The 12922-nt window shown below is 55.8% G+C and carries 16 protein-coding genes; 5 read left to right on the top strand and 11 right to left on the bottom strand.

The features are described 5' to 3' along the window. Positions 1-4: 4 nt before the first annotated feature. From flgH to flgB, 7 genes are read right to left on the bottom strand one after another with little or no spacing between them, the layout of a single operon-like run. Complete coding sequence (flgH, locus tag ACQ0PY_RS10025; RefSeq protein ID WP_042319652.1) at positions 5-703, bottom strand: flagellar basal body L-ring protein FlgH; 699 nt, start codon at positions 701-703, stop codon at positions 5-7. Between the two features lie 57 nt (positions 704-760). Further along, complete coding sequence (gene flgG, locus ACQ0PY_RS10020) at positions 761-1543, bottom strand: flagellar basal-body rod protein FlgG (protein WP_042319653.1); 783 nt, start codon at positions 1541-1543, stop codon at positions 761-763. Positions 1544-1556: 13 nt separating this feature from the next. Beyond that, positions 1557-2312 carry a flagellar basal-body rod protein FlgF gene (gene flgF / locus ACQ0PY_RS10015; protein ID WP_044258017.1) on the bottom strand — a complete coding sequence of 252 codons (756 nt, stop codon included), beginning with the start codon at positions 2310-2312 and terminating at the stop codon, positions 1557-1559. Positions 2313-2332: 20 nt separating this feature from the next. Beyond that, positions 2333-3613, bottom strand: coding sequence for a flagellar hook protein FlgE (gene flgE / locus ACQ0PY_RS10010; RefSeq protein ID WP_044258019.1), 1281 nt, complete (start codon positions 3611-3613; stop codon positions 2333-2335). A gap of 25 nt (positions 3614-3638) precedes the next feature. Then, a complete protein-coding gene (flgD, locus tag ACQ0PY_RS10005) occupies positions 3639-4337 on the bottom strand; it encodes a flagellar hook assembly protein FlgD (protein ID WP_043001000.1) in 699 nt (232 codons plus the stop codon). Between the two features lie 12 nt (positions 4338-4349). After that, entirely contained in the window at positions 4350-4754 is a 405-nt protein-coding gene (gene flgC, locus ACQ0PY_RS10000) for a flagellar basal body rod protein FlgC (RefSeq protein ID WP_043001001.1), read from the bottom strand. Between the two features lie 3 nt (positions 4755-4757). Further along, a complete protein-coding gene (flgB, locus tag ACQ0PY_RS09995) occupies positions 4758-5174 on the bottom strand; it encodes a flagellar basal body rod protein FlgB (protein WP_042319669.1) in 417 nt (138 codons plus the stop codon). A 156-nt stretch (positions 5175-5330) separates the two neighbouring features. Between flgB and flgA the strand changes: the two genes are divergently transcribed. The 3 genes from flgA (at position 5331) to flgN (ending at position 6805) form a co-directional block, all read left to right on the top strand. Next, entirely contained in the window at positions 5331-5987 is a 657-nt protein-coding gene (flgA, locus tag ACQ0PY_RS09990; protein WP_043001002.1) for a flagellar basal body P-ring formation chaperone FlgA, read from the top strand. Between the two features lie 93 nt (positions 5988-6080). Further along, complete coding sequence (gene flgM, locus ACQ0PY_RS09985; RefSeq protein WP_043001003.1) at positions 6081-6374, top strand: flagellar biosynthesis anti-sigma factor FlgM; 294 nt, start codon at positions 6081-6083, stop codon at positions 6372-6374. An 8-nt stretch (positions 6375-6382) separates the two neighbouring features. After that, entirely contained in the window at positions 6383-6805 is a 423-nt protein-coding gene (gene flgN, locus ACQ0PY_RS09980) for a flagella biosynthesis chaperone FlgN (protein ID WP_043001004.1), read from the top strand. Positions 6806-6889: 84 nt separating this feature from the next. Here flgN and murJ read toward each other — a convergent pair whose 3' ends face one another. From murJ to rimJ, 4 genes are all read right to left on the bottom strand, one after another. Next, positions 6890-8425, bottom strand: coding sequence for a murein biosynthesis integral membrane protein MurJ (murJ, locus tag ACQ0PY_RS09975; RefSeq protein WP_109740170.1), 1536 nt, complete (start codon positions 8423-8425; stop codon positions 6890-6892). A gap of 110 nt (positions 8426-8535) precedes the next feature. After that, on the bottom strand, positions 8536-9459 hold the full coding sequence (locus ACQ0PY_RS09970; RefSeq protein ID WP_043001006.1) for a Gfo/Idh/MocA family protein: 924 nt from the start codon (positions 9457-9459) through the stop codon (positions 8536-8538). A gap of 1 nt (position 9460) precedes the next feature. After that, positions 9461-10108: a YceH family protein gene (locus tag ACQ0PY_RS09965; protein ID WP_044266033.1), complete on the bottom strand. Its 648-nt coding sequence runs from the start codon at positions 10106-10108 to the stop codon at positions 9461-9463. A 9-nt stretch (positions 10109-10117) separates the two neighbouring features. Continuing rightward, positions 10118-10702 carry a ribosomal protein S5-alanine N-acetyltransferase gene (gene rimJ, locus ACQ0PY_RS09960; protein WP_043001008.1) on the bottom strand — a complete coding sequence of 195 codons (585 nt, stop codon included), beginning with the start codon at positions 10700-10702 and terminating at the stop codon, positions 10118-10120. Positions 10703-10994: 292 nt separating this feature from the next. Here rimJ and mdtH point away from each other — a divergent pair, with 292 nt between their 5' ends. Then, the gene (gene mdtH, locus ACQ0PY_RS09955; RefSeq protein WP_044258032.1) at positions 10995-12203 is read left to right on the top strand and encodes a multidrug efflux MFS transporter MdtH; all 1209 of its coding nucleotides are present in this window, start codon (positions 10995-10997) and stop codon (positions 12201-12203) included. Between the two features lie 63 nt (positions 12204-12266). Then, positions 12267-12914 carry a glutaredoxin 2 gene (grxB, locus tag ACQ0PY_RS09950; RefSeq protein ID WP_109740169.1) on the top strand — a complete coding sequence of 216 codons (648 nt, stop codon included), beginning with the start codon at positions 12267-12269 and terminating at the stop codon, positions 12912-12914. Positions 12915-12922 lie beyond the last annotated feature (8 nt).

The raw sequence follows: 12922 nt of genomic DNA, 5'->3' as shown, positions 1-12922 counted from the left end.
TCGCTTACATCGGCGACAGGTTAAGGAAGAAACGCTGGAGCCAGCCCATATTTTGCGCTTCGTTGATGTAGCCGTTTCCGACATATTCAATACGTGCATCCGCCACCTGAGTTGACGGAACGGAGTTGCTGCCGCTGATGGTGCGCGGATTCACAACCCCGGAGAAGCGGATGAACTCAGTGCCCTGGTTGATGGCGATCTGTTTCTCACCCACGACATGTAAATTGCCGTTAACCAGCACCTGATCCACGGTCACGGTCAGCGTGCCGCTAAAGGTATTGCTGGCGTTGGCCCCGCCCTTACCGTTAAAGGTGTTACCGCCGGACGCCTCGACGTCCGCTCGCGCATTGCCGAATAATCCTTGCAGATAGCGTGGTACGGTATCAAAGCCAAAGTTGGTTTTGCCGTCACGGCTGGCGTTGGCAGAAGAGCTTTTACTGGCGCTGACGTTTTCCTGCAGCACAATGGTCAGCGTATCGCCGATGTTGCGCGGACGACGGTCTTCAAACAGCGGCTGATAGCCATAGTTGATTGGCTGCGCGGACTGAAAAATCGAACCATTTGCCACCGGCGTCGGGCCAGGAACAGGCTGCGCCGTGGTCGCGCCCTGGACGAGCGGAGTGGAAGGAATCCAGGCACATCCTGACAGTGAAACCACCAACAGGGCCATGATCGGGTAAGCGTGCGCAGCGTTTTTTTGCATTGCCTTTATCTTCTGAATCAGGGTGCCGGTGAGACAGAAGCCTCACCGGACAACACCTTAGAGTTGCGTCAGTTTTTGCAGCATCTGATCGGTCGTTGAGACCGCTTTGCTGTTGATTTCGTAAGCGCGTTGAACCTGAATCATATTGACCAGCTCTTCCGCGACGTTGACGTTTGAGGTCTCGACATAGCCCTGGTACAACAGGCCCGCCCCGTTCAGACCCGGCGTGCTTTCATTCGGCGCGCCGGAAGACTGGGTCTCGGTATACAGGTTTTCACCAATGCTCTCCAGACCGGTATCGTTCATGAACGTGGTCAGATTAAGCTGCCCCACCTGCACGGGCGCCGCCTGTCCCTGTTGGGTCACGCTCACCACGCCGTCACGCCCGATGGTGATGCTCAGGGCGTTAGCCGGAATGGTAATCGCTGGCTGAACCTGGAAGCCGCCAGCCGTCACCAGTTGACCATTTTGATCGACCTGGAATGATCCATCGCGGGTATATGCAGAAGTACCATCCGGCAGCAGAACCTGAAAGAACCCCTGACCTTTGATGGCGACATCTTTACTGTTGTTGGTTTGCGACAGGTTGCCCTGGCTGTGCAGACGCTCGGTCGCCACCGGACGCACACCGGTACCGATTTGCAGACCGGACGGCAGCGTGGTCTGCTCAGAAGACTGAGCGCCAGGCTGACGAATGGTCTGATAAAGCAGATCTTCAAACACCGCGCGCTGACGCTTAAAACCATTGGTGCTGACGTTTGCCAGGTTGTTGGCAATCACATCCATGTTGGTTTGCTGCGCGTCCAGTCCGGTTTTGGCGATCCATAATGAACTGATCATAAAGTGTCCTGTATTAAGTCATCGACAGCAGTTGGTTAGCGCGACCAGCGTTGTCATCCACGCTGCTGATAACCTTCATCTGCATTTCAAAACGGCGGGCGCTGGCAATCATGTCGCTCATCGCTGACACCGCATTGACGTTGCTCCCCTCCAGTACTCCCGACATCACGCGAATGGTCGGATCGGCCTGCAGCACCGGGCCACGGGTTGCCTGTGCGGCAGCGGTCAGACGGAACATCCCGTCGTCGCCACGCTGTACTTCATTCCCCTCAGCCTTCACCAGTTTCAGACGTCCCACCGGCGCGATGGTGTTCGCCGGATCGCCGGGATTCAGCGCTGAGATGGTGCCGTCCGCCGCGATGGTGATTTCCGACCCTTCCGGCACCGCAATCGGCCCGGCTTCACCAATCACCGGGTGACCCTGAATGGTCAACTGTCCGGTCGGATCCACCTGAATGCTGCCGTTACGGGTATAGCCTTCGCTGCCGTTCGCGGTCTGTACCGCCAGCCAGCCATCCTGCTGTAACGCCACGTCCAGCGGACGCGAGGTGTAATCCATCTGGCCAGGCGTCATATCAGCCCCCGGCGTGGACGCCGTGACCAACGTACGCGTCGGCAATGACAGCCCTTCGACGGGGACGGCGCGCAGCGCATTGAGCTGTGCACGGAATCCCGGCGTCGAGGCGTTGGCCAGGTTGCTGGCCGTCACCGCCTGTTGGTTCAGCGTCTGACTGGCCGCCCCCATTGCGGTATAGATTGCGTGATCCATTACGTTATCCCGTCAGGCGCTTAGCGCAGGTTAACCAGCGTGTTGAGGATCTGATCCTGGGTCTTGATGGTCTGCGCGTTCGACTGATAGTTACGCTGGGCGACGATCATGTTCACCAGTTCTTTACTCAGATCCACGTTCGAAGACTCCAGCGCACCGTTGGTCAGCTTACCGAAGTTACCCGTTCCCGCCGTTCCCAGCAGTTCCACACCGGACGCCTGCGTGGCGGCCCAGACGTTATCGCCCTGAGAGGACAGACCTTCGTTGTTAGCGAAGTTCGCCAGCACGATCTGCCCCAGCACCTGCTTCTGTTCGTTGGAATAGTTTCCGACGACGGTGCCATCGTCGTTAATCTGATAGCTAACCAAATCGCCCGGCTTGTAGCCGTTCTGCGTGGTGGCGATAACGGCGTTAGTCCCGGTGTTCTGCTGCATGGAGTTTTGCAGGCTGAGGGTGAAGGTCGCAGGAACCGCGCCATTGACTGTACCGGTAGTAATGGAGAATGACGGTGTGGCATTTGCCGCGCCAAGCGTCCAGGTTGGTTCAGTGGCAGGTGGAACAGGCGCAACTTCAGTATATTCTTTTACGTTATCCAGACCGCCGTTCTTGTCGAATGTCATCTGCGCGGACTTCACCAACGGCGAGTTGGCGACGCTGGAATCCTGCGTCCAGATATCCCATGTGTTATCACCCGTTTTAACGTAAAACAGGTTGATGTCATGTTGATTACCCTGGCTGTCGAACACCGTCACGGGTGCACGTTTGTTGTAGCTGTCAGCATCGGTTGGTTTGAAAGGCGTGTTCGCCGGAATCTTGTCCGTCGAGTTCAGGTTGATCTGCATTGCCGCCGTGTCGGTGCTTTTCGCCCCCATCAGGGTATTCGGGATGGTGATCGGACCCGGGTTTGCCCCTTGCTGAATGGTCGGCGGCGTACCCGTTGCCGGATAGCCGGTCAGTTGCATGCCCTGCATGTTGACCAGGTTACGGTTTTCATCCAGTTTGAACTGGCCGTTACGGCTGTAGAAAACTGAGCCATTGCTGTCGACCAGACGGAAAAAACCGTTCTGGCTGATAGCGACATCCAGACCGCGACCGGTGTTGGTGGTCGTACCATCAGTAAAGTCCTGAGTAATGCCAGCGACTTTTACGCCCAGACCGACTTTAGAACCGGCAAACATATCCGCAAAAGACGCCGCGCCGGATTTAAAACCATAGGTCGCGGAGTTGGCGATGTTGTTACCAATGACATCGAGGTTGGTGGCTGCGGCATTCAGGCCGCTAACCGCTTGTGAAAAAGCCATGATGACTCCTGATTAGTGTAAAGGCTTAGATTATCTGCCGTACTTCGTCGAGGGTGGTGGTTCCGTAAGTGCCCAGATCCAGGGTGTTACCGCCATTGCTGCGAATCACCCCTTGTACCAGCGCAAACTGCAAGGGCTGCGCCACCAGTTGCGTCGAGCCGTTGCTGGCGTGAATCGCCACGTTATACGAGCCGTTCACCGCCGTGGTGCCATCCGTCAGAGTGCCGTCCCAGGTAAAGGTATGAACACCCGCCTTCAGCGCGCCAATCTCAATTGTGCGCACCACTTTGCCGTCTTTGTCGGTAATGGTGGCGGTGACTTTGTCAGCCGGCTGTTGCAGCTCAACGCCAAACGGCGTGGTGGTGGTGGTGGCTCCCTCTTCGGTGCCTTTGCCCGCCAGAACGGTGGTACCCGGGATCATCACACCATGACCAATCAGCGTACTGGCCTGTAGTGACTGGTTGTTGTCGATCTGTCCGGAGATCGACCCCAGGGTCGTATTCAGTTTCTCAATACCGCTGACGGTACTGATCTGCGCGAGCTGTGTGGTCAGCTCGTTGTTCTGCATCGGGTTGGTCGGGTCCTGGTTTTTCAGTTGCGCCACCAGCAGCGTCAGAAAGCTGCTTTGCAGATCGGCGGCATTGCTGCCCGACAGGGAACTCCCGTTGCTGCTGCTTTTCACACCGGTGTTGGTCGGATCGTTAACGTTTACCGCAATTGACATGGCTGTCTCCTTTTACTGGCCCAGTGTCAGCGTCTTAAGCATCATGCTTTTAACGGTGTTGAGGACTTCGACGTTCGCCTGATAGCTGCGGGAAGCTGACATGGTATTAACCATCTCACCGACCACATCGACGTTAGGCATCTTCACGTAGCCATTGGCATCGGCCAGCGGGTTACCGGGTTCATAGACCAGTTTGTCCGGCGCCTGGCTCTCAATGACGTCCGACACTTTCACGCCCCCCGTTACTGCACCGGGAGCGGCATCCACCTGGAAGACCACCTGCTTTGCGCGATACGGTTGACCATCCGGTCCCGTGACGCTGTCGGCGTTGGCCAGATTACTGGCGGCCACGTTAAGGCGCTTGGACTGCGCCGTTAATGCCGAACCGGCAATATCAAAAATATTCAGCAGCGCCACGGATTAGTTCCCCCCCTGTAGCACGTTCATCATGCCTTTAATCTGCCCACTCAAGGCAGTCAGGCTCATCTGGTACTTCAGGCTGTTATCCGCAAACTGCGTGCGCTCCCGGTCCATATCGACGGTATTGCCGTCGAGTGAAGGCTGGTCGGGAATGCGGTAGAGCAAATCCGTAGACGGTGCGGTGATGGCCTGGGCGGGAATATGCTGTGCGGAGGTTAATGCCAGCGACACACCGCTGGTTTCTTGCCGTCCGCGCACCATGACTTTTTTTAACTCACTGGCAAAATCCATGTCGCGCGCCTGATACCCCGGCGTATCGGCGTTCGCAATGTTAGCGGCCAACACCTCTTGCCGTTGGGCGCGCAAATTCAGCGCTTCCTGTTGAAAACGTAAGGCGGCGTCGAGCTTATCGAGCATATCTCCTCCGCAGATGACAAAATTCAGCCGACAGCTTAAATCCCATTACGCGCGCGTTATCGCTGGAATAAACGCAAAATGGGTCGCTATTTATTGCGTTGATGGTTGCGTCACACGGGTAGAATCCTGTCATTGCGAAAACGGCGGGAGGTGACGATGCAAACGTTAAAACGTGGATTAGCCATGCTGGCGCTGCTGTTCAGTCCCCTGACGCTGGCCCAGGATTTGAATGCGCAGTTGAACGACTGGTTCGGACAGCGTCTGGCCGGATTCAGCGATGATGTGGTCGTGACCGTGCGAACGCCCCCCAACCTGTTGCCGCATTGCGACACACCGGCGTTCAGCATGACCGGGGCAAAACTGTGGGGAAACGTGAATGTGCTGGCACGTTGCGCCAATGAAAAACGTTATCTGCAGGTCAACGTGCAGGCGACGGGAAACTACGTAGTCGCAGCCGCGTCCGTTGCGCGTGGCGGCACGCTTGGCCCGGCCAGCGTCACACTAAAACGCGGACGCCTTGATCAGCTCCCCCCCCGTACCGTGCTGGATATCAGCCAGGTTCAGGATGCGGTGAGCCTGCGCGATCTCGCGCCGGGACAGGCCATCCAGCTCAATATGTTGCGCCAGGCGTGGCGCATTAAAGCCGGACAGCGCGTGCAGGTCGTTGCCAATGGCGATGGATTTAGCGTCAATGCGGAAGGTAAAGCGCTGAACAATGCGGCGGTCGCGCAGAACGCACGAGTGAGAATGTTATCGGGTCAGATTGTCAGTGGCATAGTCGATCCTGATGGGAATATTCTTATTAACCTATAATGAGTTAAAGATTTTGTTGCGGCTGCCGATAGTGATTACACATTCGATGATAGCTGGCCGCTACAGCATAACCCCTCGATGAGGATGATAAAAATGAGCATTGACCGTACCTCACCTTTGAAACCCGTTAGCACCGTTCAGGCGCGTGAAAATACGGATACACCGGTCCTCAAAGCGCGTCAGGAAAAAACCTCGACGGCAACCAGCACCAGCGTGACGTTAAGCGATGCTCAGGCAAAACTGATGCAGCCCGGCGTGAACGATATCAATATGGAACGTGTTGAAGCACTGAAAACCGCTATTCGTAACGGTGAGCTGAAGATGGACACGGGGAAAATCGCCGACTCGCTGATCCGCGAGACGCAGAGCTATCTCCAGAGTGAGTAACTGACCGTATGACGCGCTTGTCAGAAATACTCGATCAGATGACGGCTGTCCTGAATGACCTGAAAACGGTAATGGATGCCGAACAGCAACAACTTTCCGTTGGCCACATTAACGGTAGCCAGCTGCAGCGTATTACAGAAGAAAAGAGTTCTCTGCTGGCGACCCTGGATTATCTGGAACAGCAGCGACGGCTGGAACAAGACCCGCAGCATAGCGCGAATGATGACGTCGCAGAGCGCTGGAAAGCGATTACCGATAAAACGCAGCACTTACGCGATCTGAACCAGCACAACGGCTGGCTGCTGGAAGATCAGATTCAGCGCAATCAACAGGCGCTTGAGGTTTTAAAGCCCTATCAGGAACCGTCGCTGTACGGCGCGAACGGTCAACCCTCTTCTGCCTCTCGCGGCGGGAAAAAATTTTCTATTTGATGATTACCGGATGGTGGCGTTTCGCCTTATTCAGCCTACAGCGTTCTGTAGGCCGAATAAGCAAAGCGCCATCAGGCATCGTGATTACACCGTCCGGCGCGCAAACTCTTTCACTTTAAAGCCCATCACCGCCAGTGCGGCAAAGTAGGCGGCAATGCCGGCCGCAACCACCGCCATCAGGCGAAGCAGACGCCACGGCATGGTCCCCAACGACCACTCCGGCATAATATGCAACATGCCAACCAGCACGGCTGACATCACCAGTACGGCGATAACGAGGCGAATCAGAAACCCCATCCAACCCGGCTGTGGGGTGAAAATGTTCTGCTTACGCAGTTGCCAGTACAGCAGTCCCGCGTTCAGACAGGCGGCAAGACCAATCGACAGCGACAGCCCGGCGTGCTTCAACGGTCCAATAAACGCAAGGTTCATCAACTGGGTCATGATAAGCGTCACAATGGCGATCTTAACCGGCGTTTTGATGTTCTGCCGCGAATAAAAGCCCGGTGCCAGCACTTTCACCACAATCAGCCCCATCAGCCCTACGGAATAAGCAATCAACGCACGCTGCGTCATCAGCGCATCGAAGGCCGTGAATTTACCGTACTGGAATAATGACGTAATCAAGGGGCCAGACAGGATCCCAATCGCCACCGCACTCGGCAGCGCCAGCAAAAAGCACAGACGCAATCCCCAGTCCATCAGGCGGCAATATTCGTCATGGTCGCCTTTTGCAAAGCTCTTCGACAGTGAAGGCAGCAGAATGGTCCCCAGCGCCACGCCCAGTACCCCCGACGGAAACTCCATCAGGCGATCCGCATAGTACATCCACGAAACGGAACCAGACGCGAGAAAAGAGGCGAAAATGGTGTTAATGATCAGTGAGATCTGGCTGACGGAGACGCCGAGTATCGCCGGGCCCATTTGCTTCACAACCCGCATCGCCCCCGCATCGCGGAAGTTAATCCGCGGCAGCACCAACATGCCGATTTTCTTCAGATGCGGAAGCTGATACACCAGTTGCAGCACGCCGCCAACGGTTACCGCCCATGCCAGCGCCAGCACCGGTGGATTAAAATACGGCGCGGCGAACAGCGCGAAACCGATCATGCTGATGTTCAAAAACGTGGGGGCAAACGCCGGAATGGAGAAGCGGTTCCAGGTATTGAGGATCGCTCCGACCAGCGACGCCAGCGAGATCAGTAAGATGTATGGAAAGGTGATTTGCAGCAGTTTGGTGGTTAACGCGAATTTATCGGCGGTGTCGGCAAACCCCGGCGCCGTCACCATAATCACCCATGGGGCGGCCAGCATCCCGGCAACGGTGACCACAGCAAGCGCCAGCGTCAGCAGTCCCGACACGTAAGAGACAAACACGCGAGTGGCGTCTTCGCCCTGCTTGCTTTTATATTCCGCCAGAATAGGGACAAAGGCCTGAGAAAAAGCGCCCTCCGCAAATATGCGGCGTAGCAGGTTAGGTAATTTGAATGCCACAAAAAAGGCATCGGTTGCCATCCCGGCACCAAAGATTCTGGCGACAATAGCATCACGTGCAAAACCCAGCACACGTGAAAACATCGTCATTGAGCTGACGGCGGCCAGCGATTTTAATAGGTTCATTGCTTTTTTATTCCAGACCCTACGGCAAAACGCCTGCAGTGCAGGCGTTGGAAGAGGCGCTTAGTCTACCTGGATTATGGTGAATTACTACCGCCAGATGTTACAGGTGATTATTCGCTCATCGCCTCGCGCCAGAGCTTTTCCACCACGCGCTGGGCAAGGATCGCCTGCTCGCCCGCGGTTTCCGGAACCGTCTGATTTTGTACACATTCCACAAAATGGCGTGCGCACCCCACGAATCCACGCTGTTCAAGCGTGGTTTGCCAGCCAGGAACCGGTTTGTGCAAGACACCCTGCCCGCGCTCTTCACGCCACTCGCGCATATCCGTCACGTCAATCAGCCCGCCATCGGTCACCGCCTGTACGCTCTCTCGCTGACTGCCCGCCCGGCGATGCATACTGGTGGTGATTTGCAACTGACTGGTCGCGAAATGGTGCTCTGCATACAGCATCTCGCCCGCGTCGTTGGTTTGTAGCGTCCCGCTGCTGAGCTGGGCGTTGCCGCCCGCCAGCCACAGTGCGGTGTCAACGACATGCAAATAATCATCCAGCAGCGTGAACCGCAGATCGTGAGGCCCCACGCTGTCGCTACGGTGTTTATCCATCCGCAGAGACGCCGCCGTCCCCAGTTCCGTCTTCAGCTCTCGGTACCGTGGCGCAAAGCGACGATTGAAACCGACCATCAGCGTCAGATTTTTCTTCGCCGCTAACGCCACCAGCCGCTCAGCATCACGTAAATTTTCCGCCAGCGGCTTATCAACGCAGACATGAACGCCGGCATTGAGTAATTCACTGACGACGGCGTAATGGGTTGCCGTGCTGGAGTGGACAAACACCGCGTCGCAGCCCGCGGCAAGATCGGTCAGCGAACCGGCATACGGAATGCGCCAGGCTGCGCAGATTTTCTCCGCTTTTTCACGCGACGGCGACCAGGCGGCCTGTAGCGTCCAGTCGCTGGCGGCACCAAGCACGGGTAACCAGGCCTTCTGGGCGATGCCCCCAAGCCCCACCACCCCGATACGTAATGTTGTCACGTTATTCTCCCAGATGTTCCAGTAGCGACTCGAGGCGCTGTTTCAGCGCGGCGACTTCGCTTTCCAGCACCTCGACGCGGGCCTGTAGATCTCCCGTCACCGCCTGTGGCTCATCGGCCAGGGCAACCGGCTCCTGCACGGCGCCACAGAACAGATGCATATAACGGCTTTCACGCTTACCCGGTTCGCGCGCCAGACGGACGACATAAGGGCCGTCTTCCCGCGTTGCCAGGCGTTCCAGCGTTGCCTCGACTTCCGCCATATCGCTGAACTCATACATTCGCGAGGCGCGACTGCGCAATTCGCCCGGCGTCTGCGCACCGCGTAGCAGCAGTGTCGTAACCAGCGCCACCTCCGCGGAGCTCAATTTCAGGTTGCCAAACTCCGAGTTACAGAAACGCTGCTCATACTTGGTGACGCGGCTACCAAAGCCGCTGACCGTGCGCAGAAAATGGCGCTTCACCAGATTGTCGAGGTGCTCCTGCACCTCGTGCTCCGCCATATTCATCACCGGTTCACGGTTGGTTTTCTGATTGCAGGCGGTGACCACGCCATTTACGGAGAGCGGATATTGCTCAGGCGTCGTGACCTGTTTTTCGAGCAGACAGCCAATCACACGGGCTTCAGCGGCAGTTAATTCATATTTCATAGGGTGTCCTCACCGACCTGCGGTCCATTCTGATGTCGTTAACGCCGTCAGCACGTGGTCGCGCCATTGCCCGTCAATCAACAGATAATCTTTTGCGTAGCCTTCTTTTTCAAAGCCAAGTCGCGCCAGTAAATCACCGCTGCGTTTATTGTGCGGCATGTAATTCGCCATAATGCGATGAATATGTTGCGTGCGTTGCATATAACGAATCGCGGCGGTCAGCGCTTCAAACATCAGCCCCTGCCCCTGCCATTTCTGCGCAATGGAATACCCCAGATAGCAGGCATGGAAAGACCCCCGCACCACGTTAGAAAAATTCGCTACCCCAATGACCTCTTTTTCATCCGGGTCCAGCAGCGCAAAGTAATAGGCGGAACCTTGCTTATGAAATTCGGCAATCATGCTCAGCCGCGCCTGCCAGCCGGAGGGATAGCAGTGGCTTTCATCACGAATCGGTTCCCAGGGTTTTAAGAAATGACGATTTTCCGCGTAATAATCTGCCAGACGCCAGGCATCACGCTCATGCACTAAACGCACGACCAGGCGGTCAGTGGTTAAGCGCACTTTTGGCACGTTACTGCGATAGCCAAACATATTTATTCCTACTCCTTCCCGAATCGCCGTTACACCCTGATTGACTTACTATACCTGTGCAAAACCACCCTGTGAAAAGTGCAATTTGCCATTTTTTGAATTATTCCGCCATTTTGATGAAAACTCTCTATCAAGATGGACTTTTGATAAAAAAATATTGTCCCGGCGAGGGTGGGCAAAAAGGCAGCAAAGCCGCAGAATAGGAGATACTTCGCTTTATCTACTCTCAATCATTCGAATGCCGCAAATTCCGCGCAACTCGAAGAATGACGAGTGTTTCCCGGGAGGGGAAATGTCGCGTGTCTCGCAGGCCAGGAACCTGGGTAAAACTTTCCTGCTCATCGATAATATGCTGGTCGTGTTGGGCTTTTTCGTCGTGTTCCCGCTGATCTCAATTCGCTTCGTCGACCAAATGGGCTGGGCCGCCGTGATGGTCGGCATTGCGCTGGGTCTGCGTCAGTTTATTCAACAGGGACTGGGCATTTTTGGCGGCGCGATTGCCGACCGTTTTGGCGCGAAACCGATGATCGTCACCGGCATGCTGATGCGCGCTGCCGGGTTTGCCACCATGGGGATCGCCCATGAACCCTGGCTTTTGTGGTTCTCCTGTTTCCTGTCCGGTCTCGGCGGCACGCTGTTCGATCCGCCGCGCTCGGCATTGGTGGTGAAGCTGATTCGCCCGCATCAGCGGGGTCGCTTCTTCTCAATATTGATGATGCAGGACAGCGCAGGGGCGGTTATCGGCGCGCTGTTAGGCAGTTGGTTGTTGCAGTATGACTTCCGTCTGGTTTGCGCGACCGGGGCAATATTGTTCGTGCTCTGCGCCGCCTTTAACGCCTGGCTGCTGCCCGCGTGGAAACTCTCTACTGTGCGTATTCCGGTACGGGAAGGAATGAGTCGGGTGCTCAGTGATAAACGCTTCGTCACCTATGTGCTGACGCTGGCGGGCTATTACATGCTGGCGGTGCAGGTCATGCTGATGCTACCCATTATGGTCAATGACATCGCCGGTTCACCTTCCGCGGTGAAATGGATGTATGCCATTGAAGCCTGCCTTTCGCTGACGCTGCTCTACCCCATTGCGCGCTGGAGTGAGAAACGGTTTCGTCTTGAACATCGCCTGATGGCGGGCCTGCTGCTGATGTCACTGAGCATGTTACCCGTGGGGTTGGTGAGTGACTTGCAGCAGTTGTTCACGCTGATTTGCACTTTCTATATCGGTTCGATTATTGCTGAACCCGCCCGTGAAACGCTCAGCGCCTCGCTGTCGGATGCCCGTGCGCGCGGTAGCTATATGGGCTTTAGCCGTCTGGGGTTAGCCATAGGTGGTGCCATCGGGTATATCGGCGGCGGCTGGCTGTTTGATATGGGGAAACTGCTCCAGCAACCCGAGTTACCCTGGATGATGCTGGGGATCATTGGCTTCATCACTTTCCTGGCGCTGGGCTGGCAGTTTAGCCATAAACGCACGCCGCGCGGCATGCTGGAACCCGGCGCCTGATTTGATACCTGTGCGTGTCTCCTCCATACTGAAAGGGAACTGACAGTCAAATGGAGGAGAAACGTGAAGCTTTATATTTACGATCACTGCCCTTTCTGCATCAAAGCCCGCATGATTTTTGGCCTCAAAAACATCCCCGTCGAACTGATTGTCCTGGCCAACGACGATGACGAAACCCCAACCCGAATGACTGGCCAGAAAATGGTGCCCATTCTGCAAAAAGACGACAGCCGCTATCTACCGGAAAGCATGGACATCGTCCATTACGTCGATCAACTGGATGGCAAACCGCTGCTCACCGGCAAGAAAAATCCTGCTATTGACGAGTGGCTGCGCAAAGTGAACAGCTACGCCAATCACCTGCTGCTGCCGCGTTTTGCAAAATCTGCGTTTGATGAGTTTTCCACCCCTTCGGCACGCAAATACTTTACTGAGAAAAAAGAGGCGATGATTGGCAGTTTTGCCGACCATCTTGCCCATTCCGCTGGCCTGACCAAAAAAATCAGTGAGGATTTACGCACACTGGATAAGCGCATTGTGCAACCCAATGGAGTAAACGGTGAGCTTTCCGAAGACGACATCCAGTTATTTCCCCTGTTGCGTAATCTGACGCTGGTGGCCGGTATCAACTGGCCGACACGGGTTGCTGACTATCGCGACAATATGGCGAAACAGACGCAGATCAATCTGTTATCATCAATGGCGATTTAACGTTTACC

Source organism: Citrobacter sp. LST-B2, assembly GCF_057983045.1.
This window is presented reverse-complemented; position numbering and strand designations above follow the sequence as displayed.

Excerpts from the sequence above, each read along its gene's own strand:
- flgH (WP_042319652.1), bottom strand. The coding sequence starts at position 703 with ATGCAAAAAAACGCTGCGCACGCTTACCCGATCATGGCCCTGTTGGTG.
- flgM (WP_043001003.1), top strand. The coding sequence starts at position 6,081 with ATGAGCATTGACCGTACCTCACCTTTGAAACCCGTTAGCACCGTTCAG.
- rimJ (WP_043001008.1), bottom strand. The coding sequence starts at position 10,702 with ATGTTTGGCTATCGCAGTAACGTGCCAAAAGTGCGCTTAACCACTGAC.
- murJ (WP_109740170.1), bottom strand. The coding sequence starts at position 8,425 with ATGAACCTATTAAAATCGCTGGCCGCCGTCAGCTCAATGACGATGTTT.
- flgE (WP_044258019.1), bottom strand. The coding sequence starts at position 3,613 with ATGGCTTTTTCACAAGCGGTTAGCGGCCTGAATGCCGCAGCCACCAAC.
- flgN (WP_043001004.1), top strand. The coding sequence starts at position 6,383 with ATGACGCGCTTGTCAGAAATACTCGATCAGATGACGGCTGTCCTGAAT.
- flgB (WP_042319669.1), bottom strand. The coding sequence starts at position 5,174 with ATGCTCGATAAGCTCGACGCCGCCTTACGTTTTCAACAGGAAGCGCTG.
- mdtH (WP_044258032.1), top strand. The coding sequence starts at position 10,995 with ATGTCGCGTGTCTCGCAGGCCAGGAACCTGGGTAAAACTTTCCTGCTC.
- ACQ0PY_RS09965 (WP_044266033.1), bottom strand. The coding sequence starts at position 10,108 with ATGAAATATGAATTAACTGCCGCTGAAGCCCGTGTGATTGGCTGTCTG.
- flgA (WP_043001002.1), top strand. The coding sequence starts at position 5,331 with ATGCAAACGTTAAAACGTGGATTAGCCATGCTGGCGCTGCTGTTCAGT.
- flgG (WP_042319653.1), bottom strand. The coding sequence starts at position 1,543 with ATGATCAGTTCATTATGGATCGCCAAAACCGGACTGGACGCGCAGCAA.
- flgD (WP_043001000.1), bottom strand. The coding sequence starts at position 4,337 with ATGTCAATTGCGGTAAACGTTAACGATCCGACCAACACCGGTGTGAAA.
- flgF (WP_044258017.1), bottom strand. The coding sequence starts at position 2,312 with ATGGATCACGCAATCTATACCGCAATGGGGGCGGCCAGTCAGACGCTG.